The sequence below is a fragment of the Sphingomonas colocasiae genome, assembly GCF_019880585.1.
In the GTDB taxonomy this organism is placed as follows: domain Bacteria; phylum Pseudomonadota; class Alphaproteobacteria; order Sphingomonadales; family Sphingomonadaceae; genus Sphingobium_A; species Sphingobium_A colocasiae.
The window spans coordinates 12974-34553 of the sequence record NZ_JAINVV010000006.1; the positions used below are offsets into that span (position 1 = coordinate 12974).

Consider the following 21580-nt stretch of genomic DNA (forward strand, 5'->3'; position numbering starts at 1 on the left):
ATGCGGCAACAGCCCGCCCCGGGCACCAGGCGATGTCACCGCCTCGCGCGGTGACAGGCCGGAGGCGACGCGCGCACGCGCGATCGTTTCGAAGCGCGAAGCGCTGAAACCATTGCGCCGCACGGTCATTGGCCTTTCATGGCCCGCTTCATCCTCAAAGTGACCGAAGGCATCAAAGCGCCGGAGGCGACTTGCCTCGACCTCGAAAATGCCCAGGCGGCGCGCGAGCTGGCGACGCTTCACGCAGCGGAGATCATGCGCGACTGGCCAGATCTCATCTGGGACGGCGAATTGCGGGTGCAGGTGCTGGATGAAGCAGGCTTCGTCCTCTTCTCGCTGTTCGCGATGGGCCGCCCGTCCCGCGGCGACCGGCAACGCTCACCCGAGCGCTATTGACGCCCTGAGCCTGGGAGGAGCCGCCAGCTCTTGCGTCGCGCCCGGGCACGATCGCCGGACGCGCGGAGAGGCTCACTTATGTCCCAGGCGCGGCGTCCGGCTAGCAGACCCACCATGCCCAGAGAAGCGCGGCATTGAGGGCGACGATCAGCGAGACAACCGAGATTTGCTTCATGCCGGATCAACGGCGCGCCGGCCGTACGGTTCCAGGGAGCCCGAAGGAAAACCCGTCAAAACCAGGATGTTCCGGCATATCCCGACCATCATATGCAAGGAGGCGGACGGACTGATCCGTTGCCGCCCGCCAGACCTCGAACGAACCACGCCGCGCCATGTCGGCGGCTTGCCGCGCGCGCTTCGCCCGCCGGAAAGGCCTTGACGGCCCCCGCACCGACGCCCGGCCGGATACTTCCCGGCGCGGGGCACGCCGGCGCTATGCGGCAGCTCCCCTGGACCAGTCGCCCGAGGCGCCCGCCACAGCCGCCCGCCCCGACACGGGAAGGATCCAGGGGTCGAGCATGCCGGCGCGCGGGCCCAGGCTGATCCGCTTGACCCGGGCGTCGCGGGGATCGGCTTCGAAGACGATGACGCCCCGGCTGCCGAGCCTGGCGGCGACGAGATAGAAGCCGCGATAGGAGAGCCCGGAATAGAGCATCGCTTCCTTCACGCTCAGCGTCTTCTTCGCACCGACCACGCAGAAGAGCTTGGCATCGGGCGTCAGGATCTCGAAGCCATGGTCCTTCCGGAAATGGCGATTGAGAGCCAGGAGCATGTCGTATCGCGTATCGGGGGACAGCGCTTCACAGGGATCGGCGGAAGCGAGATGGGAATTGCCTGTCGTCATACGTCTCCACGCTGTTTGCATCGATGCGACCTCGCCGTTCATCGATGCACGGGGCTTGTGAGTGCGACCTCGAGCGATAGAGATCCGGAAACCGGGTGACGGATCTATCCCCGCAGCTACGCGCGAAGATGGTGAAAAGTTTCAGGCGCCCGGTTCGCCGCGATGCGGGATCATGGTCCCGGCCCCTTCAGCGCAGCCAGCCAATATGCGCCCGTCCCACGACCTGCACGACCTTGGAGCCGTCCGCGCCCGCGTGAATCGGAAGCGAGGATCATGTGCGAGGCTCAAGCGCGCGCGGTTGCGATATTCAGGGCGGCGGTGCCGGGTGCGCGGAAATATCGGCCTGCGCGCGGTCGCAAGGGCTGTTCGAGCAGAAGGAAGCGAGACCGGCAGCAGGCGCGAGCGGTCTCCGAAGCCGGCCAGGATCGCGCGACACGCGGACGCCGCGTCCGGCGATCGCGACATGGCCCGGGACGGCGCCGTTGCGGCTTTCCGGTTGCCCGAGGCGCGTCCTCTCTCGTCACCGCCGCCCGGGCGGGCGGGGCATCGGCGATAACGACACGGACGGGACCGACGAGGGTCTCGACCGTCGCCTGTTGGTCGTTCCGGACCAGAAGGACGCGTATATCCGCGACTTCGCTCTTTGCGAGGCGGCGCGGGACACAACGCGCCACACCAGCGCCATGGCTCTCGAAGGGCCCGCCGGCGAATGTCCGGCGATCCGGCTCAGGCCATCGCGCCGGCGCGGGTCGCCTCCGGTTCGACCTGGCTCATGACGGCACGCCTGGGTTTGCATGCGGCAAGCCGCAGCCATCTCTCGGCGGCCGCGAAATGGATGCGCGCACGGTTTGCGAGCGGCTCGGCCTCGGCGAGGCTCATCGCTTCGCGCGCCCGCTCGAGCAGCATCTCGCGGGTCTCGAGCAGATGGTCGGGCGCGACCGTCATCGCGCGCACCCGCTCTCGTCAGGCCGGGGCGCTCCGGCGCGCTTCTCGCATTCGATCGCCATCTGCTCGTGGAGCATGCGCGCGAAGCGGTCGGGTGCCAGCCGCGCGAGTTCCCGTTCCTCGTCCGCGCGGCGGCGGAAATAGATCGGGTGAATGTCCTGCATATGCACGTAACTCCCCTTCAAGGATGGACGCGCGGCCCCTCGGGCACCGCCCAGTCGGAGCAGAAACCCGGCATGTTTTTTTTGGTTCCTTGACGATCTTGCGGTTCGCCGCCGGCCACGCGCACCCCGCTCGCCGCAGACGCGCGCGTGCGGCCGCCTCGCGACCTTGCCAACCCGGCCGCGCGAACATCGCGGCAGGAACGTTCGGCGCGAGCTCGTGTTCTTGAGGCTCGGTTATGCGCGCCCGCTCGCGATCGTCGCCGGCCTTCTCGTGCTTGCCGTCCTCGCGGTCGCGGCGTTTCCGGTCGGGCTGTTGCGCGCGACGGCGGAGCGCCGCCTGTCCTCGCATTTCGGGGCGCCGGTCACGCTCGGCGCGCTGTCGCGCCGCGAGGCCATCTCCTTCACGCCGGAGATCGTCGTCAAGGACGTGCGCATCGGCCAGCCTAGGCTGATTTCAACAGACAGGTCAAGGATTGCTGGCCAGTGGATAATTGCAACTCGCCCGTTTAGCGCACATTGCCTTTCGATTGGAAAGCCGTGAATCTTTGCGGGGAATGGCTGCCTAACAAGGCTCGATATCGAAGGATAGCCATGAGGTGCTAAGACGCTAACGGTGGTTCCGCCCGCATTGAGACGGCCGGTGACTGCACGCCGACGACCATGATCGAGAACAGGATCAACCCGTCCTCCGTCGTGACATCAAGGCGTACGTCGTCATCCCAGACCATATCCGGGCGCTCTCTCAGCATTTCGCTAACAAACAGGACAGCCTTCCGACGAGCGTCCCCCACATTTTCAAATTCGAGAGGGTCGCCGTCCGGTCCTCCGGCATCGCGTGCCGTGCGAAAATGATACTGAGCCATGCGGCCTCAATCGATTGGTTGCTTTTTTGGTTTCCATTGATTTCCAGACGTAACAAACGCCCCTCACCGGCGAGGCCCTCCCGACGCACTTGGCGGCAGGAGGAGCCGGTTAACAACGATCAGCGGGGTATCGGTAATCCAGCGGCCACCGAAGGCAACAGGCTATATCGCCCGTGCTCGCCCCGGCGCCAGAAATGCCGAGCAGGATCGTTTCCGGTACCCGCCGCAGGTGGGATCCACGCGGACCCGAGGAGATTCTGGAAACAACCGCAATTTTTGGCCGTGAAACCCAGAAACTTGAGCCGGCGCGCGTTCCAAACTGGGCACGCTTTCCGGAAGCGCGTTGGAGAGCGAGGATTGCAAATGTCGATGCCAGCGGCTGAAACTGCCATCATCCGCACCCGACCTCAGATCTCGAGGTCTGTTTCATAAACCGATTTAATCCAGGCCGGCAGCCGCGGCTCCGCGAAGACCAATCGGCCGCTCGAGAATGTCAGGCAATGGCTTGGCGGCTTGTTGAGGCTGGAATTGTCAAAGACCATGCCGCGATCCGCCTTCAGGATCCCGGCGCGGATGAAAGGCGCACCGCGCTCATAGCGGGCACGAATCTTATCCTCGGGGACGACATGTCCGCCTTCTGCCACGCGCGCACCGACACGCGCGACAGAGAGTTCTGGCGTATCGACACCGATATGCATGACGATCACGGTGAAGCCCCTGGCCCGTGCCTCCTCGATCAGGTCAAGCTTGGAGGCATGCGAGAAGACGGTCTCGGTCACGAAATCCCGTTCTCGTGCGAGATAGTCGGCCCTGCGCAAGGACGCGATGCGAGCTGCTTCATAGGATGCGGCCGGTGACGGATCGCACAGTTCATCGCGCTGGATGATGTCGGCGTTGATGAAGGGTCCCGCGAAACCGGGGGCGATGCGAGTCTCGTAGAGCGTAGACTTGCCGGCACCGTTCGGCCCGGCAAGCACGATCATCGTCGGCGTCATGACTTCCGGGCAGTCTTCTCACGCGTGAGGTTGCCCGCCACGTCGAGGCCGACACCCAGTCCAAGTTTCCGCCGCCTAGCAAAGAAGGCAGTCTCACCAGACCCAGCCTGCCCCATTTTCTCGACAAAGCCGTCGAGCCAGACGTCCTTCTCCTCATCAGTGAGGTCGGTTGTCTCGATATCGCCGGCCAGCGCAGCGGTAATACGCGCATGATCGAAATTGCCAGATTTCTCGATAGCACGGCCGATGCGTATCCAGTGGGCGATCTGGCCGGAGATCGAGCGGCTCTGCAACTCGGATTCGCGACGTACGATCTTCATGATGTCATCGCCAAGCTTGATAGACTGGGCCAACGGTCACCTCCAGATTACAAGGTAGCATTTTGCCACCTCAACCTCAAGCTTCACCCATTCCTCGAGGGTGTCTGATTGTTCCCAACAGCGACAGCGGGTGTCCACTATCTTCCCTGAGATGTGATCCGCGCTTCATCTGGCTGCTGTAGGCTTCCCGCCGGAGAATCACGCGTGATCCGACTCATGCGGCTATCGGTGATCCGCGGCCTTAAATTGAGGGGATTTGCGGCAGGACCGCAGCGCTCGATGGCGCAATTATCGCGAAGAACTGAGTAGCCCAGATTTCTAGACGCCTTCGGCTTTAAAAATCTGCCGTCGTTCGAACTCGATGGGTGACAGCATGCCGTTCCTGATCTGCTTGCGCACCGGTCTGTAGAACATCTCGACATAGTGGAACACGTCCTGCCGGGCTGCCGAACGGCCAGCTGGACTATATCTCTGTCCAGTCGTCGAACCTTGCCGCGATCAAGGTACGCGGCATCGATGCCCAGGCGGATTATCGCTTCAGCCTTCCTTCCGCGCTGGCGCTTGCCGACGGGACCGCCAATCTCAGCCTGCAGGCGACCGCGAGCTGGCTATTCGAACGCTCGCAGCAAGTTCTCGCGACGCTGCCGGCGGTCGATTGCGCAGGCCTGTTCGGAACCGGCTGCACTGGTACCGGTTCTCAGGGCATTCCGAGTTTCAAGCTCAATCTTGGGGCTACATATGACAGTGGCCCCCTCACCTTCCGTCTCGAAGGACGCATGATCGGCTCATTCGACCTCGTGCCAGGGCAGACCTGGCCGGTGACGCATGTGGGGAACTACTGGTATCTGGACATGACCGCCAAGGTCCGGATCTTCGACAAGGTCGAAGTGTTCGGTGCCTGACCAACGTTTTCGACAAGCAACCGCCTCTGCTGGGCAATGCCATCGCCGGCGAAGCCAATACATCACTCGGCCTCTGGGACGTTGCCGGCAGGCGCTTCTTCATGGGCGGACGGCTGCAGTTCCAGGATAACCGATCAGGGTCCTGTCAAACAAACTGCACCGGCCGTTAACCGATACAAGCGAAACCGATAAAATGCCGGCCCCGGTCAACGGACCGATGCCATCGCCCCTACGAGAAAACGGGCCCGCTGACGCGGGCCCTGATCGGTCACGGTGGCGAGATGTTTCAGTCTTGGGTGCCGGGCACGCCTGTCTCGGGCGGCTTGCCGTCCTCGATGCGGCCTTCGTTGCGAAGATCGCGACCTTCCTGCGCCTTGCGCTTCGATTCCGGGCTGTCGCCATTCTCGAAGGCTTCCTCCTTCACATAGCCGGCCGCTTCCTTGATCTGCCTCCTGACGCTCATGATCATCTCCTTTGGAGATGCACGAGAAAACCGATCAAGGGAGGGGGTGTAAGTTGCCCCGAGCCCCGACAGTTTATTTTTGGAGCCCCACGCAACCCTGGCTCATCCGCAGAATTTGGCAGCGCCCCGCACGCGCACCGCATCTAGAATTCGCGGTCGACCCCGAACAGGTTGGCGCCACCCTGCCCGCCTCGCCTGCATCGCGGCCGGAACGTTCCGTGCGAGCTCGCGTTCTTGAGGCTCAATTATCCAATGGAGACATGTGATGAACAGCGACACGCTCAAGGGCAATTGGGAACAAGTAAAGGGTCACGTTCAGAAGAAATGGGGCGAGCTCACCAACGACGAGATCGACCAGATCAACGGCAGCCGCAAAATTCTCGCCGGAAAGATCCAGGAAAAATACGGACGGGCGCAGGAAGACGCAGAGCGCGAGATCGACGATTTCGAAAAGACCTATTGATCAACCTGAAACCGGCAAGGGCCCGCGCACGCGATTGCGCGGGCCCCGCCGCGCGCATGGCAGCCGCATCCGCCGAAATCGACGCGCCACGGTGACGCCTTTCCCGACATCGCGGGGCGATCGTTGAGAGCGCCGCCGTTCTCCGCCTATGCGCGGCCTCTCGCAATCGTCGCCGGCCTTCTCGTGCTTGCCATCCTCGTGGTCGCAGCCTTTCCGGTCGGGCTGTTGCGCGCAACGGCGGAGCGCCGGCTGTCCTCGCATTTCGGGGCGCCGGTCACGCTCGGCGCGCTGTCGCGCCGCGAGGCCATCTCCTTCACGCCGGAGATCGTCGTCAGGGACGTGCGGATCGGCCAGCCGGCATGGGCGGGCAAGGGCGACTTCCTCCGCGTCTCGGAGGCGCGCGCGCGCATGCCGATCCTGTCGCTCGTGACCGGACGCGCGATGCCCCGCGCGCTGCATGTGAAGGGCCTGGCGATCGCGCTCGTCCGCGACGCGACCGGCCGCAGCAACTGGTCGCCCCAGGCGCGCGCCGGCGAGACGCGCGACGACGGCGGCGCCACAGGCCTCGAAACGCTGGTCATCGAGAATGGCCGTTTCTCGCTGCGCGACGCGAAACGGCGCCTCGAGCTTGCCGGCACGCTGTCGGCCGATCCCCGCACCGGGCTGGCGGCCAGCGCGGCGGGCCGCTTCGACGGCGCGCCCGCGCGGCTCGAGGCGACGGGCGGCGGCACGGCTGTCGCGCCCGGCAAGGCCTGGCCCTTCCATGCACGGCTGACCTCGACGCCGTTCGCGCTCGATGCACGCGGGACCATGGCCGGGGTGCTCGATACCGGCGACATGCGCATGACCATGCGGGCGCAGGGCGACAGCCTGAAGCGGCTCGACCAGGTGATCGAGGCGGGCCTGTTCGGCACCCAGCGGATCGACCTGCGCGCCGAGGTGCGCCGCACGGGACGCGACTGGTCGATCGACCGGCTCGAGGGCGTGATCGGCCGCTCGCGATTGCAGGCATCGGCGACCATCCTCAAGCGCGACGGCCGGACCAGGATCGACGCGCGCATCCGAGCCGTCCAGCTCGATTTCGACGATCTGGCGGATGATGCCGGGCTCGCCGCGGCGCGCGCGAAGGAAGCGCGCATCGGAAAGCGGGTGATCCCCGACACGCGGATCAACCTGAGCAGGATGGGCCCGACCGACGGCGTCATCCGCTTCTCGATCGACCGGCTGCTGGTCAAGGGCGGGTCGGTCTTCCGGAGCCTCAGGGGCGAGCTGAGGCTCGACCGCCGCGTCCTCACGGTCGAGAACGCCGTGGCGGGGCTCGCGACCGGACAGCTCAAGGGCCGGGTCAGGGTCGACAGCACCGGCACCGTCCCGGTGTTCTCGAGCGAGCTCACGCTCGAGGGAACGACGCTCGGCACGCTGATCGGCCAACCCGACAAGATCGAGGGACCGCTGCGCGGCATCGTCCGGATCACGGGACGGGGCGACACGATCCGGCAGGCCTTCGCCAGCGGCGACGGCAAGATCGCCTTCGTCGCGAGCGGGGGCGCGATGAACCGGACGGCAGCCTATGTCCTCGGCCAGGACCTGGGCGGCGCGATCGGGCAGTCGCTCAGCGACAGGGACGCGATGGTGCCGCTGCGCTGCGCGATCCTCGCCTTCGATGCGCGAAAAGGCGTGCTGCATCCCGCACCGCTCGTCGTCGAGACCGACATCTCGCGCGGAACGGGCCGGGGCGAGATCAAGCTCGACGGAGAGACGCTGCAGCTCGCGGTGAACGGCGCCTCACGTGAGAAGGCCGCACTGGCGCTCGTCGATCCGGTGCGCGTCAAGGGCACGCTCTCCAGCCCCGAGATCAGCGTCGCCCCCGCAAGGGCGGGCGGCGGCGAAGCGGGCGTGCTCGGCACGATCGGACGGTCGATCGGATCCGCGCTGGGCCTGCGCAGGAACCCGAACCGGACCACCCCGCCCCCCGCCGCCAGCGGCCCGGACTGCGCGCGGCTGGCAAGCGCCGCGCTCCGCTGAGCCGCACGCAAGGCCGAACCCGCCGTCTCCCCGTCCCCAACGGACGCGGGCCCGGTCCGCCCGCGCCGCATGCGCATCGCGCGGCAGGCACATATGGAACGACCGCCCCGCACCGGCGCGGGCATGGTCCCTGGACTGCCTCCGGCTCCGGCGCTTGCCTCGCGCCCGCCCAGGCGTCATCATGCACGCGAGCGCGCAGCATCAATCCGGCGAGCGCGCTTCGGGACAGACCCGCCAGGCATCATCGACGCCGCTCCATCGCAGGACCGGCGGCCGCTAAGCGGCAACGCCTGGACATGACGGCGCGCGGGGCATCGCCCCGGGCGGTCATGGCCGCGCGGTATTCAGATGACGCAGCATTTCCCGGGGAGCGCGCCGCGCGCGCGCATCCCCGCCGGCCCGACGAACGGGGCCGGCCATGCCGGCACCGCACAAGGTGACGGACGCGCCGAGATCGATCGCCTCTACCGGGAGGCGGCGCCCTCGCTCAGGCGCTTCTTCAAGAACCGGCTGCGCGACGGCGACGCGGCCGACGACATGGTTCAGGAGACCTTCCTGCGGCTGAGCGGGTCGGCGGCGCCCCGCGCCTTGCGCAACCCTGCCGCCTGGCTGCAGCGCGTCGCGCGCAACCTGGTCTTCGACCGCACGCGGCGCGCCCGCGCGCACGGAGCCCCCGTCCACCTCGCGCTCGACGAGGCGGAGCTGCCGCCGGTCGCCCCCGATCAGCTGCTCGCGCTCGAGGCCGAGGACATGCAGAGATGCTATGAGGCGGCGCTCGCCGCGCTCACCGCGCGCACGCGCGAGATCTTCCTGCTCCACCGGATCGACGAGCTGGGCTATCGCGAGATCGCCGGCCGCCTCGGCATCAGTGTCGCGACGGTCGAATATCACATGATGCGCGCGCTCGCGCATTTCGACAGGATGCTCGGGCAAAGATGAGCCGCGACGGGGACGACGCGATCGACGGAAACGAGGAACAGCTGCGCATCGAGGCGGCCGGCTGGTTCGCGCGGATGCGGCGCGACGACCGGCGGACGTTCGAGCGCGACTTCGAGACCTGGCTCGCCACGCCGGCGAACCGCGCCGCCTATAACCGGATCGCGGCACGCTTCGCCGATGCCAAGATCCTGCACCGCAGCCTGCCCGCAAGTCTCGATCCCGATGCCGCCAGCAACACCACAAACTCCCGCCGGACCGGTACCCGCAAGGCCGCCATCGCGCTCGCCGCGGCGTCGCTCGCGGCGCTCTGCCTCTTCTTCCTCTTCAACGCCTGGCCCGACCGACCGCAAGCAGGAACCACGCCGGCCGAACGCAGCGCGCGCATCGAGACCAGGACCGGCCAGATGCTGCGCGTCCGCCTTGTCGACGGCTCGCGCGTCACATTGGACGCAGGCTCGCTGGCAAACATCCGGTTCGACGACGGCGAGCGCGTGATCCGGATCGAGCGCGGCCGCGCCCGCTTCGGGGTCGCGCATGAGAACCGCCCGTTCATCGTCGAGACCCATGAGGGCCGGGTGACCGCGCGCGGCACGCTCTTCGACGTCGCGCTGACGCCTGCCGGGGCCTCGGTCGCGCTCATCGAAGGCGCGGTGGAGGTCGCGGCCGCCACATCGCCCTCCGCCCCCAAAGCGGCCCGGGCAATCCGCCGGCTCGCCGCCGGCCAGGCGGTCACGCTCGCACGCGGCGCGGTGACGCCGCTCCCCGCCCCGGCTCTCGCCGCGACGGACTGGGCGCGCACGCGCGTCGAGCTGCGCGACGTGCCGCTTAACCGGCTGCTCGACCGCGCCAACCGGCTCGGCGCGGTGCGCATCGACGCCGATCCCGCGCTCATGGACCGGCGCATCTCGGGGCGGTTCCGGCTCGACGATCCCCGGCATCTCGCGACGACGCTCGCGCGGCTGCTCGACCTGGAACTCGACGCAAGCCCGGACAATGCGATCACGCTCAGACAGACCATGAAAAAAATTCCACCCGCCCCCTAAGGTCCCCCCGAAGCCCTGCGTCGAACCTCCCATCGAAGCCTCCGCGCGCCAGCGGCGGCCAACAAGGGGGAGGTTTCATGCATATCCATCTCGACGGGCGCACCGCGCTCATGGCGGGCATCGCCGCGACCGCGCTCGCCGCGGCCATGCCGGTACAGGCGGCAGCCAGCGGACAGTCGCAAGAACCCGCAACGGCAAAACAGGCACGTCCGTCACAACCGCCGCTCATCGCCTGGAACCTGCCCGCCCAGCCGCTCGGCGAGGCGCTGCTCGCCATCGGCCGCGCAACGGGACTCGAGATCGTCTTCGCCAGCGAGGATGTCGCGGGCAGAAGCGCGCCCGCGCTCAATGCCCGGCTCGGCGCGGACGCGGCGATCGCGCGACTGATCGCGGGCACCGGGCTTGTCGCCGAGCGCGAGGGCGACACGATCGTCGTGCGCCGCCCTGCAAACGGAACCGCAAGCGGCGACGACATCGTCGTCACCGGCTCGCGCATCCGGGGCGCCCCGCCGGCCTCGCCGGTGATCCGGCTGACGTCCGAGGATATCCGCAATGCCGGGCAGAGCGATCTCGGCCAGACGCTCCGCGCCATTCCCCAGAATTTCAACGGCGGCCAGAATCCGGGCGTCGGCGGCGGCGTGCGCGGCGCCGACAATGTCAACGTGAACTCGGGCTCCAGCCCCAATCTGCGCGGCCTCGGCCCCGATGCGACGCTGACCCTGCTCAACGGCAAGCGCATGGCCTATGGCGGGGTCAGCAATGCGATCGACATTTCGGCGATCCCGGTGGACGCGGTCGACCGGGTCGAGGTGGTCGCCGACGGCGCCTCGGCGCTCTACGGCTCGGACGCGATCGCGGGCGTCGTCAACATCCTGCTCAAGCGCGACTATGAAGGCGTGTCGGCGAACGCACGCTTCGGCGCCGCCACCGACGGCGGCGATGTCGAACAGCAATATGGCCTGCTCGGCGGCGCGAAATGGTCCAGCGGCGGCTTCATGGCAGCGGTCGACCGGAGCCACAGCAGCGCCATCCTCGCGCGCAACAGAAGCTACACCGCCAACCAGGAGGATACGGCGACGCTCTATCCCGAGATGCGCTCGACGAGCGCGCTCGCCAGCCTGCACCAGTCGCTGGGCGGCGGCGTCACCGTCTCGACCGACCTGCTCTATAATGAGCGCACCCATGTCATCCAGGCGCCCTTCTCGGCGACGGCGCCCTATGACTTTTACGGGACGATCAGCCGGGCGCGCTCCGAGCGTTTCTCGATCGCGCCGCAGCTGAACGCGAAGATCGGCGGCTGGGCGGTGAGCGCGGGCCTCGTCCGCGCCGAGGACAAGGCGCATCTCTCGACCATCTACGCGACCGGCGGCGTCGACCAGTATGACACGCGCATCTGCATGTGCAATTCACTGACGTCCATTGACCTCGCCGCCGACGGCAAGCTGTTCGACCTCGCGGCGGGCGGCGTCCGGCTGGCTCTCGGCGGCGGATACCGCGAGAACCGCTTCGACCAGAAGCGCAGGCGGATCAGCTTCGTGGGTGCGGCGACCACGGTCTCCGATTTCAGCGCGGCGCAGGAAAGCTGGTACGGCTATGGCGAGCTGTTCATGCCGCTGGTGTCGCCCGACATGGCGATCCCCATGCTCGACCGGCTCAGCCTCAGCGCGGCCCTCCGCTACGAGAATTACCGCGCCATGGGCGAGGTCGCGACGCCCAAGCTCGGGGTGATCGCGACGATCTCGCCCGACCTCAAGCTCTCCGCCAATTGGGGCAAGTCGTTCAAGGCGCCGACGCTCTACCAGCAATTCCTGAGCCAGGACACGGCGCTGCTCAATGTCGCGGGCGCGCCCGCCGGCAGCACGATGCTCTATCTCTCGGGCGGCAATCCGGACCTCGTCCCCGAACGCTCGACGAGCTGGACCGCGACCGCGAGCCTGACCCCGCGCGCGCTCCCCGGCTTCACGCTCGAGCTCAGCTATTTCGACATCGCCTATTCGAAACGCGTCGTGACCCCGATCGCCTCGACCACGGGCATCCTCTCCAACCCGCTCTACGCCGCGTTCGTGACGCTCGCGCCCAGCCTCGCCCAGCAACAGGCGGCGATCGCGCTGTCGGGCCTCGGGCTCAACAACCTCACGAGCAATGCCTACGACCCGGCGCGCGTGCTCGGCATCGTCGACAACCGCTACACCAATGTCGCGCGACAAAAGGCACGCGGCGCGGATATCTCCGCGCGCTACCGCGCCGAGCTCGACGACGACGCCGCGCTCACGCTCCAGGCCTCGGCAAGCTATATCGAGAGCGAGCGCCAGCTCTTCGACGGCCAGCCGTTTCTCCAGGTCGCGGGCACGATCTTCAACAGCCCGCACTGGCGGCTGCGCTCGGGCGCGGTCTATGAGCAGGGCGGGCTGAGCGTCGCGGCCTGGCTCGGCCATATCGGCAAGGTGACCGACGACCGGACGGCCACCCATGTCCAGGTCGCGGGGCAGACCAGCCTCGACCTGACGGTCCGCTACCGCACCCATGAAGGCACCGGCGCCACCGACAATATGGAGTTCGCGCTCAGCGTCCAGAATCTCCTCAACGACAAGCCCGCGACGATCCGGACCGACCGTGTCCAGTTCGTGCCCTATGATTCGACCAATTATTCGGCGATCGGGCGTTTTGTCGGTTTCTCGATCACCAAGCGCTGGCAATGAGCCCGAAGCTCGCGGCAACGCTCCTCGTCACCGCGGCGAGCCTGGCATCAGCCCAGGCCGCCTGCGGCGACCTGCTGCCACCCACGGCAGAGAGCAAAATCAAACCACGCCCGGTCACGGCGGAAGATCTCGCGACGCTGCGCGATATCGGCCAGCCGGGCGACCGGGTCGACCTGCCGAGCCCGCTCGGCCTTTCGCCCGACGGCAGGCACCTCGCCTTCATCCTCAGGCGCGCCGATCCGCCGACCAACAGCTATTGCCAGGGCCTCGTCCTCATCGATCTCGCAAGCGACACACACGCGCCCAAGCCCCCGCGCCTGCTCGACACGGGCGGCGACCTGATCCGCGAACGCTACAAGCTGTTCGGCCATGCGCTGCCGGAAAGCGGGGTGCCCCGGATCATCACCCCAATCTGGTCACCCGACGGACGCCATATCGCCTGGCTCAAGCGGACGGGCGAAGCCGCGCAGATCTGGCTCGCCCGGATCGACGGCAAAGACCCCAAAGCCCTCACCACCGACACGACCAATCCGGCGGGCGTCGAGCAATTCATCTGGTCGGCCGACGGACAGGCCATCGTCTTCGGTAGCCGCACCGGCGAACTCGCCGCAAAGGCGCAAATCGCCGAGGAAGCGAAAACCGGCCATCTCCTCGACGAACGCTTCCGCCCGCTGACCGGCCGCACGCCCTTCCCGCGCGAGGCGGGCATCACCACCAGTCATTTCGCGATCGACACGACAACGGCCAGGATCCGCCCGGCGACCGACACCGAGACCAAAGGCCTCGACCGCATCCCACCGACACTGCCCAAAACCACCCTCGCCGCCGCGACCGGCCCCGAGGACCGCCTCGCCTGGACGATGCCAGGCTCGGGCTTCCTCGACCGGCGGCTGACCGCCAGAGTGGCGGGCAAGGATCATGGCTGCGACCTGTGCGGCGGCGAGATCGTCGATTTCTGGTGGTCGGATGCGGGCACGCTCTTCTTCCTCAAGCGCCAGGGCAAGGCACGCCAGGCGCTGGCGCTCCATCGCTGGTCCCCGGGCAAGGGCGCACCCAGGACGCTCACCACCACCGAGGACCTGCTGATCGGCTGCCGCCCGGCCGCACAGGACGACGCGATCTGCCTCACCGAAGCCTCACTCAGTCCTCGCCGCATCGTCAAGATCGACGGCAGCACCGGAAAAACCTCTCCGCTCTGGAACCCCAATCCCGGCTTCGACCGGCTCGAAAAACCCGTACTCAAGCGCCACTACTGGACCAACGAGAACGGCATCGAGACGTTCGGCGATATCGTCCTGCCTAAAGGCAACCAGAAGGCTCCCTATCCCCTCGTCATCGTCCAGTACGGTTCGCGGGGGTTCCTGCGCGGCGGGACCGGCGACGAATATCCTATCCTGGCGCTCGCCGCGCACGGCCATGCGGTGCTGAGCTTCCAGCGCCCGCTCCATCTCGCCGTCCTGCCCCCTACCGACCCACACGCGAACATCGCCGACGCCAATCTGACCACCGCCGGCGCCAAAGAGACGGGCAGCAGAGCCACGGACGCCAAAGACGCGACCACAAGCGATACGGGCGAACATGCCGAGCGCCGCAGCGTCCAGTCGTCGCTCGAACGCGGCATCGCGCTGGCGCTCAGGACCTACCCAATCGACCCGGACCGGATCGGCATCACCGGGCTCAGCGATGGAGCGACGACACTCGCCTGGGCGCTGATCGATGGCGGCCGCTTCGCCGCCGCGGCGATGAGCAGCTGCTGCCTCGATCCCGGGCTGGTGCCGCTCTTGGGCGAAGCGCAGATCGACGCCGTCGCCAAGGGCGGCCTCCCCAGACCCGGCGAGCCGTCCAACGGCTTCTGGTCGCCCGTCGCGCTCTCGATCAATGCCGGCAGGATCACGACGCCGATCCTGATGAACCTCGCCGACGACGAATTTCTGGGTGCGCTGTCGAGCTATTGGGCGCTCAGACAAGCAGGCAAGCCGGTCGAGATGCATGTGTTTCCCGACGAGCATCATATCAAATACCAGCCCGCCCACCGGCTCGCCATCTATGAGCGCAATCTCGCCTGGTTCGATTTCTGGCTGAAGGACAAGGAGGATCCCGCGCCCGCCCTCTCCGCGCAATACCGGCGCTGGCGGGCGATGAAGGTGCAGGCCGGGCCGTCGGCGGAACAACCCGGCACGCAGATCGGCGTGATCTCCGTGGCAGGACCCAAGCCCCAGATGCGCAATGATCGATAAAGGGCAATTCTATCGATCATCATTGCCCATGATCGTGATCGATAGGCACGCCGTCCATCGATCACGCCCCTTGCGACAGCCGGCTCTCATTGACCGATCCCGTCGGATCAACACGAACGGATCCGCATCGCCTGCGCGCCTGTCAGCCTGCCCCGCTCCAGTGCCGCGCCCAGGCCTCGGCATCGACCAGCGCGAGGATGCGATGGACGTCGCCGCGCTCCGCCTCTCCGCACGCGATCGACGCCTCGGCCGAAGCCCCGTCGACCAGCCCTTCGCGGACAAGCAGCCCGTCGAGCAGATGCGCACGGATGCCTGCGCGATTGCGCTCGACGATCTCGACGCAAAACGCATCGGGCCCGCCCTTCGAGCGCCTATGGACGATCGCCTCGGGCAGCCGCCCGGCAAAGGCCCGGCGCGCGACCGCCCGGTTCTCGCCGCCTTCGCACCAGCGCCACCTCGGGATGGAGAGACAGGCCTCGACGATCGGCTGGGCAAGCAAGGGCAGCACCGCCTCGGCGGGGCCGCGCGCATAACCCTCCGCGTAACGCTGCGCGCGGACCAGCGAGGCGATATGCGCGCGCTTGCCCGGCGGCAGGCCCCGCGATTCCTCCAGCCAGGGATGAAAGGGCAGTCGCCTCGCCAGCCGCACCGCCCCGGGCGTCAGGAACGCGGCATCCTCGCGCCACATGCCCCGACCACGGCGCAGCATCCGCCCCGCCACGCTTCGCCAGACCGCGGGAATGCCGACCCCTGTCAGGCGCGCGATATCCGCCGCGCTCGCCATCGCCGCCCGCGGCCCCTCGGCCATCAGCCGATCGATGACGGGCGCGGCCGACATGGTGAGCCCGAAGACATTGTCGCCGCCGTCGCCGCTGAAGATCGCATCGGCGCCGAGCGCGCGGGCATGGGCCTGGCGCAGCCGGTCATAGCCTTGCGCGAAGGTCCGCGCCCCCGGCCAGGGCGGATGCTCGACCGAGGGCAAGCGCACATCGATCCCGCCATGATCATACCAGCGCGAAGCAAGCGGCCGGCCGAGCGATCGTGCGAGCATCCCGGCATAGCCGCGCTCGTCACCACGCGGATCGCGACTGGCGACGGTCAACAGGTCGACGGGGCATGGCTGGCCGGCAAGGCTGGAAGCCAGGATGGAGGAATCGAGCCCGCCCGAGACGGTCAGGACAATGCGGTGATGGCGGCCGGCAAGCGCATGGACGGTCCGGTCGATCACCGCCTCGAGCGCCGATGCGTCCATCCCGAGATCGCGCACATGGTCCGAGGGCCGCCACCAGCACGATGCCGACGCACTCCGCCCGATCGTCAGCATTTCGCCGGGAAGCAGTTCGGTAACGCCGGCAAGACAGGTGCGCGCGCCATGATGGCCGGGAAAGAAGAGGCGCGCGGCGAGCGACGTATAATCAATAGCGATGCGGGTCTCGATCACATCGCAGAGGAGCCGCGCATCGCCCGACACGATCCAGAGGCTCGGCAGCTTCGCCCAATAGACCGGAACGGCACCGGAAGGATCGCGCAGCAAGCGCGTCTCGCCCGATGCGGAATCACAGACAGCCGCCACATAGCCGCCCCAGTAACGATCGCGCAGCACCGAGGCCGGATCACCCGCAATCGCCGACGCCGCTTCGTCCCCCAGCCGCCCGACGGCCGAGAAATCCTGGCTCCCGAACAGGCGCCCGACCACCGCCAGCCCGGCAACGCCATCGGCCGGCACCGGCAAGGTCAGATCGGCAAGCAGCGTGAACCCGCGCGTCTCGCAGCGATTGACGAGGCCCCATTGGCCGGCGCGCGTCTCGATCTGGCGCCGCCCGCCCGTGTCGGCGCCGATCGCCAGGATCCAGCGCGGCGACATCAGGCGACCAGGATGGGAGTAAAGAGCCGCGCCTGATCGAGCGGACAGCTCAGCACCCTGTCGCCCAGCTGCACCCAGCAATGCGCGGCGAAGGGCCGCGCCGAGACTCCGAAGACCAGCCGTGCATCGGTGCCGTTGCGGCGCAGCGCCCGGAACAGCGCGACCGACTTGGCGAGACACCGGTCATGGACGGAGAACCATAGATCGGCGCGCCGGTGCGCGGCGACGATATTGCCAAAGGGCACGCGCTCGCCGCCGCCACGCAGCGGCACCCCCCGGACACGCCGGACGAGCGCGCCAAGCGGCCGCCCGCGCACGGCAAGGCCGGCGCGGAGCTGGCAGACCAGCGCAAGCGCGACCGCCCTGCGCGACAGGACGGCATCGTCGCGACCGACAAAGTCCCGGCAAACCGGCTCGGCGATCACAGGCACGATCCCGCCCGCGCCCCCGCCCTCGAGGTCACCCTCGACCAGCAACCCGGCGGAGACCAGCCGCGCCAGCGACGGACATATGTCCGCCCCGTCCGTCGTCCCGCCAGCCATGGCGAAATCCAGAAAGGCGCGCTCCTCGTCCGCCCGCAGCGCGAAATAGCGGTCGCGCGCGAGATCGAGGAAGATCGCGCGATTCTCAGCGACGCAGAAGGACAAACCGGATCGAAGTCGAAGGCCCATGGCGCACCCACATGAAAAAAGTGCGCGGAAGGCCGAAGCCTCCCGCGCACCCGTCACGGATCAGTCGTCGGAAAGACCCGAGGCCGGATCCTGTTCGTCGGGCACATCGCGCTGGCCCTTGCCGAAGCCCCGGGTTTCGAGGCTGGCGACGCCGAGGTCGAGCGTGACGCTGTCGAGCGTTTCGGTCTGACGGTTCATGACTTGCTCCTTTCCGCCGCCGGGATGGCGGCATGGAAAGGCTGGACCCGGACAAGCCTTATACGAACTCTATAGTCCGCCGATGGAGCGAATGTCGGCGGACAGGCCGATCCCGCCGGGCGCCGGATCCGAGCGCCAACGCCAGCCCTCCTCCGGCGCCAGCGAAACGACGCACCCGTTCTCGAAAAAGGGACAATAAAAGGGCGGCGATCCAGAACCGGTCCGACCAGGGCAGGAAAGGGAATAACCGCCCGCCGGATACCGGCAACGCGCGACCGCCGCCCCCCAGTCAGTTGTCCGGCTTGCCGCCGGTATAGTCCAAACGAGCAAGCTACCGATATCCGCAGCAGGCTTGCAACGAGCACGAAAGCGGCACCCGGTGCATCGATTCCGTTCATTCCGTCTCACGATATGTGGGACGCCGGAAGCATCGCCCGCGCGGGGCGCGGTGATCCCTGCGGGAGCAGCGCGGGTTGTGCGGCGACCAGTTGGGCGCGCGCGGTAAAGCTTCAGGGATCGAGGGGTTCGTTGGGGTCGGTGTGAAGTGCGCGGAGATCCGGCATGACGCTGGCTTCCACCGGGGAGATGGTGCGGGGGTCGCTATAGGGCGGGTAGCCGAGTTCGCGGCGGGACCGTTCGGCGAGGCCGTCCTTGCCGGGGTCGGCGATGTATTGCGTCTGCCAGACGCTGGTGGTGACCAGGAGCGGTTTGTCCATGGGGGCTCCGGCGCGGAAGAGGAGCCGCACGGCGTTGCGCAGATTGGTGGTGGTGTGGCGTGCATAGGGATCGGTGAGGATGGCGCGTTCGGGCACGCCGTAGCGCTTCATCAGCACCGCCTTCATCTCGATCGCCTCGGCATGGGGCGAGCGGTTGGGGTGGACGTGGCCGCCGGAGAGGATGATGAGCGGCGCCTGCCCCGCGCGCCAGCGTTCGGCGGCGAGGCGGAGGCGGAGGACCGCGATCGCCGACAGGGATTTCTCGCCGGGCTCGAGACCATTGCCGGGCACGAGGATGGCGCTGTAGCGGTAGCGGCCCCAGCGCAGGCCGCGGGCGAAGTGGTTGGCGGTCCTGTTCAGGCCGGCATCGAGGGGCTCGTAACGCGCGGCCTCGTCGCGCTGGGCGAGGATCAGCAGGTCGACGGCATAGACGGACCAGACCGAGCCGAAATATCCGCTCCCACTACCAAGCGCGGCACGCATGGCCAGCGCATCGCCCAATCGCCCCTGGAAACGCGGCAAAGCGGCTTCGCGGTCGAGACCGTCGATCGCGGGGTAAGCGGGTTTTTCGCCCAGCGCGTAGAGGCGGTAGACGCGATTGATCGCGCGCGCGGCATCGCGCCAGGCGGCGGCAAGCAATTCGGGATCGGAAAGATGGGCATGGAGCTGATAGCGGCCGGAGGGACGGACATGCCCGGACACAAGAGACGCAACAGCGGGATCGGAAACAGCCAGCCGGACCAGCACCGAGGCGACAGTCTCGATCTCCCCCTCGCCCAGCATCAGTCGCTCGACGGGACATGATGTCGCATCGGCCGCCGCGCACGCGGCCTGCACCGCCGAGCGCGTCTCGACCAGTCGGTCGCGGACCGCGCGCAGCGCTGGATCGCGGAATAAGACGTGTTGAACTTCGGGAGATTTTTCGAACAGAGTCAGCAGATAGGCGATGCGGTCCTGCAATGGCTCGGCGGAGACGAGCGGCCGATAGGATGCGGACTGTGCATGGGCGGCGGGCAAGGCGGCGATCGCGACAGGCGCGAACGCCAGGGTCAGCGCGGCTCTCGCCGTGATCAAGGGTCGGGTCATATCCACCGGGTTGTTCGTGTTCGCACTTCAAACGAACCAGGCGGCGGTCCCCGCAGTGCTGCGATACGATCTCCTTTCGCTAACCTCGAATGCGCGACGGGCATGTGTTGGCAGATGCCAAATGCGCTATGGTGCCTCGGCTATTGGAGATGCAGCCATGCCACCCCGCAACGTCGTCCTGACCGATCGCCAGTCACAGTCGATCGATAGGCTGGTGAAATCCGGGCATTATCAAAATGCCAGCGAGGTGCTGCGGGACGGATTAAGGCTGGTCGAGCATGACGCGGCCGAGAATGCCGCGCGGCTCGAAGCGCTGCGGACAGCAGCGCAAGCCGGCTGGAACGATGTCGAAGCCGGACGCTTCGTGGATGTCGCGGAGGACGCGCTCGACGGGTTTATCAGCGGTTTGGGCCGACAGGCCGGGGATCGTGCGACCGTGCGCTGATGGCCTGATTCCGGAGTGCTTCAGGCAGAGGGTTCCGCAGCGGCGGCAAGTACCGCGATCCACGCTTTGCAAGATGGTGATTTTCGAGCCAGAACTCGGGTCAGCCGCCAAGGGCGGACAAAATGCCGAATGGCAGGCCGCGTCCCCGCGGCCTCACGCTCAAATTTCCTGCGTTCCCGACATTCTCACTCCTTACGCCGGGACTGTCAGCTTTACCAGTCGGGTCGTTCGGGTTGCTTCCACTGCGCGCGCCATTGGTCGAAATAAGGGAGGAGTTCGGCGGGGAGACCGGCGGTGAATTCATTGTCGAGTTTGAAGCGGGGCATGGCGCGGGCGACGGCGTCGAGGAGAGCCATTCCTTGCTTACGGTCCTTGGGACGCTTTTGCGGATGGCGTTTGACCTGATCGGACATCCACAGTTTCTGCAGCGCGAAATAGCGGGGATCGGGAACAACCAGTCGGGCCGGGGTTCCGTCGCGGCAGATGAGTATCTGATCGACCTGTTCGCCGAGCAACAGCCATTCCTGCTCGGGCAGCGGGACGGGGATCGGCTGGTCGGTGCGGAACATGCCGCCGGCGCGCGACGGCGCGACGAGGATCTCGACCTCATAGGCATCGCGGTTGCGGGCCTGGAACGGGCGTTCGGTGTTGACGGTGTAGGAGCTGTCCGCCGCTTTAAGCATGTCCCACAAAGGCCGTGCGCCTTCCTCCGCTTCCATGCCGATCCACGCAAGATCGAAATCCTCGGTTTCCTCGGGCGCATCGCGGATGAAGCCGTTGGCCTCCAGCGCATAGGCGCCGACGGCATTGGTGCCGACGACGAGAATGTCGCGGCCGAGCAGCCCGCGGCGGTCGGCTTCGCGCAAGATGCGGCCCGCCTGACTGGGCAACATCGGCAGGCGCAGCGCGCGGTAGAGGCTGGTTTTTTCTTCGAGGCCCGCCCGGGCACCGTCGCGCTTGTCCTTGGCGTCGGCCTTTTCCTCGCGGTAGTGATCGAAATCGCGCTGTTTGTCGGCATCGAGAGGGCCACGGCTTTTGCCGTTGCCGCTCCGATCCCTCGTTTCATACAGGTAGCGCGTGCCGTTGATCTCGCGAATTTTCAGGTCGTAAGGAAGCGCGCCCAGACGCCGTTCGGCGTCCATCCAGGCCGCATAGGATTGCGCCAGGTTGACGATGGTCCGCGCCTGCTCATCAGAAAAATTCTCAAAGGCCATGGCGCGTTTTAACCCGCAAATCCAGAAATTTCAAAATTGCGGGTTAAATTTGCATTTTCAGCTATTTACAGTCCCATCTCGTGCCGGA

22 protein-coding genes and 1 pseudogene are annotated in these 21580 nt (G+C 67.1%); 10 read left to right on the top strand and 13 right to left on the bottom strand.

Annotation, left to right across the window (positions count from 1 at the left end):
- The first annotated feature begins 138 nt into the window (after window positions 1-138).
- Window positions 139-396 (top strand): DUF6894 family protein, encoded by a 258-nt coding sequence (locus tag K7G82_RS13435; protein WP_222990421.1) that lies wholly within the window; start codon window positions 139-141, stop codon window positions 394-396.
- A gap of 433 nt (window positions 397-829) precedes the next feature.
- Here K7G82_RS13435 and K7G82_RS13440 read toward each other — a convergent pair whose 3' ends face one another.
- The 3 genes from K7G82_RS13440 to K7G82_RS13450 all read right to left on the bottom strand — a co-directional run bounded on the left by K7G82_RS13440 (window position 830) and on the right by K7G82_RS13450 (window position 2349).
- Window positions 830-1240, bottom strand: a complete 411-nt coding sequence (locus K7G82_RS13440) for a hypothetical protein (protein ID WP_222990422.1) — start codon at window positions 1238-1240, stop codon at window positions 830-832.
- 726 nt (window positions 1241-1966) lie between these two features.
- On the bottom strand, window positions 1967-2185 hold the full coding sequence (locus tag K7G82_RS13445) for a hypothetical protein (protein WP_222990423.1): 219 nt from the start codon (window positions 2183-2185) through the stop codon (window positions 1967-1969).
- Window positions 2182-2349 (bottom strand): hypothetical protein, encoded by a 168-nt coding sequence (locus tag K7G82_RS13450; RefSeq protein WP_222990424.1) that lies wholly within the window; start codon window positions 2347-2349, stop codon window positions 2182-2184. The genes K7G82_RS13445 and K7G82_RS13450 overlap by 4 nt, the downstream gene beginning before the upstream one ends.
- 223 nt (window positions 2350-2572) lie before the next feature.
- On the opposite strand from K7G82_RS13450, the gene K7G82_RS13455 reads away from it, so the two are divergent.
- Window positions 2573-2890, top strand: coding sequence for a hypothetical protein (locus tag K7G82_RS13455; RefSeq protein ID WP_222990425.1), 318 nt, complete (start codon window positions 2573-2575; stop codon window positions 2888-2890).
- Between the two features lie 58 nt (window positions 2891-2948).
- Here K7G82_RS13455 and K7G82_RS13460 read toward each other — a convergent pair whose 3' ends face one another.
- The 4 genes and pseudogenes from K7G82_RS13460 to K7G82_RS13475 all read right to left on the bottom strand — a co-directional run.
- The gene (locus K7G82_RS13460) at window positions 2949-3212 is read right to left on the bottom strand and encodes a DUF6894 family protein (protein ID WP_222990426.1); all 264 of its coding nucleotides are present in this window, start codon (window positions 3210-3212) and stop codon (window positions 2949-2951) included.
- Window positions 3213-3619: 407 nt separating this feature from the next.
- Window positions 3620-4207 carry an ATPase gene (locus K7G82_RS13465; RefSeq protein ID WP_246623546.1) on the bottom strand — a complete coding sequence of 196 codons (588 nt, stop codon included), beginning with the start codon at window positions 4205-4207 and terminating at the stop codon, window positions 3620-3622.
- Window positions 4204-4560, bottom strand: coding sequence for a ParD-like family protein (locus K7G82_RS13470; protein ID WP_222990427.1), 357 nt, complete (start codon window positions 4558-4560; stop codon window positions 4204-4206). Before K7G82_RS13470 ends, K7G82_RS13465 begins: the two co-directional genes overlap by 4 nt.
- A 285-nt stretch (window positions 4561-4845) precedes the next feature.
- Window positions 4846-4980, bottom strand: a pseudogene (locus K7G82_RS13475) (IS3 family transposase); the annotation flags it as partial.
- Window positions 4981-5303: 323 nt separating this feature from the next.
- Here K7G82_RS13475 and K7G82_RS30220 point away from each other — a divergent pair.
- Complete coding sequence (locus K7G82_RS30220; protein WP_343228578.1) at window positions 5304-5429, top strand: hypothetical protein; 126 nt, start codon at window positions 5304-5306, stop codon at window positions 5427-5429.
- 286 nt (window positions 5430-5715) lie between these two features.
- Here K7G82_RS30220 and K7G82_RS13485 read toward each other — a convergent pair whose 3' ends face one another.
- Window positions 5716-5892 (bottom strand): hypothetical protein, encoded by a 177-nt coding sequence (locus K7G82_RS13485; protein ID WP_222990428.1) that lies wholly within the window; start codon window positions 5890-5892, stop codon window positions 5716-5718.
- A 265-nt stretch (window positions 5893-6157) separates the two neighbouring features.
- Between K7G82_RS13485 and K7G82_RS13490 the strand changes: the two genes are divergently transcribed.
- From K7G82_RS13490 to K7G82_RS13515, 6 genes are all read left to right on the top strand, one after another.
- Window positions 6158-6355 carry a CsbD family protein gene (locus K7G82_RS13490; protein WP_222990429.1) on the top strand — a complete coding sequence of 66 codons (198 nt, stop codon included), beginning with the start codon at window positions 6158-6160 and terminating at the stop codon, window positions 6353-6355.
- Window positions 6356-6478: 123 nt separating this feature from the next.
- On the top strand, window positions 6479-8380 hold the full coding sequence (locus tag K7G82_RS13495; RefSeq protein WP_222990430.1) for an AsmA family protein: 1902 nt from the start codon (window positions 6479-6481) through the stop codon (window positions 8378-8380).
- A 348-nt stretch (window positions 8381-8728) separates the two neighbouring features.
- On the top strand, window positions 8729-9319 hold the full coding sequence (locus K7G82_RS13500; RefSeq protein WP_222990431.1) for an RNA polymerase sigma factor: 591 nt from the start codon (window positions 8729-8731) through the stop codon (window positions 9317-9319).
- Window positions 9316-10362 carry a FecR family protein gene (locus tag K7G82_RS13505; protein ID WP_222990432.1) on the top strand — a complete coding sequence of 349 codons (1047 nt, stop codon included), beginning with the start codon at window positions 9316-9318 and terminating at the stop codon, window positions 10360-10362. Before K7G82_RS13500 ends, K7G82_RS13505 begins: the two co-directional genes overlap by 4 nt.
- A gap of 77 nt (window positions 10363-10439) precedes the next feature.
- A complete protein-coding gene (locus K7G82_RS13510) occupies window positions 10440-13061 on the top strand; it encodes a TonB-dependent receptor domain-containing protein (protein ID WP_222990433.1) in 2622 nt (873 codons plus the stop codon).
- On the top strand, window positions 13058-15298 hold the full coding sequence (locus K7G82_RS13515) for an Atxe2 family lasso peptide isopeptidase (RefSeq protein ID WP_222990434.1): 2241 nt from the start codon (window positions 13058-13060) through the stop codon (window positions 15296-15298). The genes K7G82_RS13510 and K7G82_RS13515 overlap by 4 nt, the downstream gene beginning before the upstream one ends.
- A 142-nt stretch (window positions 15299-15440) precedes the next feature.
- Here the strand turns inward: K7G82_RS13515 and K7G82_RS13520 are convergent, their stop codons facing one another.
- The 4 genes from K7G82_RS13520 to K7G82_RS13535 form a co-directional block, all read right to left on the bottom strand.
- Window positions 15441-17162 (bottom strand): asparagine synthase-related protein, encoded by a 1722-nt coding sequence (locus K7G82_RS13520; RefSeq protein WP_222990435.1) that lies wholly within the window; start codon window positions 17160-17162, stop codon window positions 15441-15443.
- Window positions 17162-17833 (bottom strand): lasso peptide biosynthesis B2 protein, encoded by a 672-nt coding sequence (locus K7G82_RS13525; protein WP_222990436.1) that lies wholly within the window; start codon window positions 17831-17833, stop codon window positions 17162-17164. The genes K7G82_RS13520 and K7G82_RS13525 overlap by 1 nt, the downstream gene beginning before the upstream one ends.
- A gap of 60 nt (window positions 17834-17893) precedes the next feature.
- On the bottom strand, window positions 17894-18031 hold the full coding sequence (locus K7G82_RS13530; protein ID WP_222990437.1) for a benenodin family lasso peptide: 138 nt from the start codon (window positions 18029-18031) through the stop codon (window positions 17894-17896).
- A 509-nt stretch (window positions 18032-18540) separates the two neighbouring features.
- Window positions 18541-19833 carry a YdcF family protein gene (locus tag K7G82_RS13535; RefSeq protein ID WP_222990438.1) on the bottom strand — a complete coding sequence of 431 codons (1293 nt, stop codon included), beginning with the start codon at window positions 19831-19833 and terminating at the stop codon, window positions 18541-18543.
- Between the two features lie 157 nt (window positions 19834-19990).
- On the opposite strand from K7G82_RS13535, the gene K7G82_RS13540 reads away from it, so the two are divergent.
- A complete protein-coding gene (locus tag K7G82_RS13540; RefSeq protein WP_222990439.1) occupies window positions 19991-20278 on the top strand; it encodes a type II toxin-antitoxin system ParD family antitoxin in 288 nt (95 codons plus the stop codon).
- Between the two features lie 212 nt (window positions 20279-20490).
- Here K7G82_RS13540 and K7G82_RS13545 read toward each other — a convergent pair whose 3' ends face one another.
- Window positions 20491-21492 (bottom strand): GSU2403 family nucleotidyltransferase fold protein, encoded by a 1002-nt coding sequence (locus K7G82_RS13545; RefSeq protein ID WP_222990440.1) that lies wholly within the window; start codon window positions 21490-21492, stop codon window positions 20491-20493.
- Between the last annotated feature and the right edge of the window lie 88 nt (window positions 21493-21580).

Excerpts from the sequence above, each read along its gene's own strand:
- K7G82_RS13435 (WP_222990421.1), top strand. The coding sequence starts at position 139 with ATGGCCCGCTTCATCCTCAAAGTGACCGAAGGCATCAAAGCGCCGGAG.
- K7G82_RS13440 (WP_222990422.1), bottom strand. The coding sequence starts at position 1,240 with ATGACGACAGGCAATTCCCATCTCGCTTCCGCCGATCCCTGTGAAGCG.
- K7G82_RS13445 (WP_222990423.1), bottom strand. The coding sequence starts at position 2,185 with ATGACGGTCGCGCCCGACCATCTGCTCGAGACCCGCGAGATGCTGCTC.
- K7G82_RS13450 (WP_222990424.1), bottom strand. The coding sequence starts at position 2,349 with ATGCAGGACATTCACCCGATCTATTTCCGCCGCCGCGCGGACGAGGAA.
- K7G82_RS13460 (WP_222990426.1), bottom strand. The coding sequence starts at position 3,212 with ATGGCTCAGTATCATTTTCGCACGGCACGCGATGCCGGAGGACCGGAC.
- K7G82_RS13465 (WP_246623546.1), bottom strand. The coding sequence starts at position 4,207 with ATGACGCCGACGATGATCGTGCTTGCCGGGCCGAACGGTGCCGGCAAG.
- K7G82_RS30220 (WP_343228578.1), top strand. The coding sequence starts at position 5,304 with ATGATCGGCTCATTCGACCTCGTGCCAGGGCAGACCTGGCCGGTGACG.
- K7G82_RS13485 (WP_222990428.1), bottom strand. The coding sequence starts at position 5,892 with ATGAGCGTCAGGAGGCAGATCAAGGAAGCGGCCGGCTATGTGAAGGAG.
- K7G82_RS13490 (WP_222990429.1), top strand. The coding sequence starts at position 6,158 with ATGAACAGCGACACGCTCAAGGGCAATTGGGAACAAGTAAAGGGTCAC.
- K7G82_RS13500 (WP_222990431.1), top strand. The coding sequence starts at position 8,729 with ATGACGCAGCATTTCCCGGGGAGCGCGCCGCGCGCGCGCATCCCCGCC.
- K7G82_RS13505 (WP_222990432.1), top strand. The coding sequence starts at position 9,316 with ATGAGCCGCGACGGGGACGACGCGATCGACGGAAACGAGGAACAGCTG.
- K7G82_RS13510 (WP_222990433.1), top strand. The coding sequence starts at position 10,440 with ATGCATATCCATCTCGACGGGCGCACCGCGCTCATGGCGGGCATCGCC.
- K7G82_RS13515 (WP_222990434.1), top strand. The coding sequence starts at position 13,058 with ATGAGCCCGAAGCTCGCGGCAACGCTCCTCGTCACCGCGGCGAGCCTG.
- K7G82_RS13520 (WP_222990435.1), bottom strand. The coding sequence starts at position 17,162 with ATGTCGCCGCGCTGGATCCTGGCGATCGGCGCCGACACGGGCGGGCGG.
- K7G82_RS13525 (WP_222990436.1), bottom strand. The coding sequence starts at position 17,833 with ATGGGCCTTCGACTTCGATCCGGTTTGTCCTTCTGCGTCGCTGAGAAT.
- K7G82_RS13530 (WP_222990437.1), bottom strand. The coding sequence starts at position 18,031 with ATGAACCGTCAGACCGAAACGCTCGACAGCGTCACGCTCGACCTCGGC.
- K7G82_RS13535 (WP_222990438.1), bottom strand. The coding sequence starts at position 19,833 with ATGACCCGACCCTTGATCACGGCGAGAGCCGCGCTGACCCTGGCGTTC.
- K7G82_RS13540 (WP_222990439.1), top strand. The coding sequence starts at position 19,991 with ATGCCACCCCGCAACGTCGTCCTGACCGATCGCCAGTCACAGTCGATC.
- K7G82_RS13545 (WP_222990440.1), bottom strand. The coding sequence starts at position 21,492 with ATGGCCTTTGAGAATTTTTCTGATGAGCAGGCGCGGACCATCGTCAAC.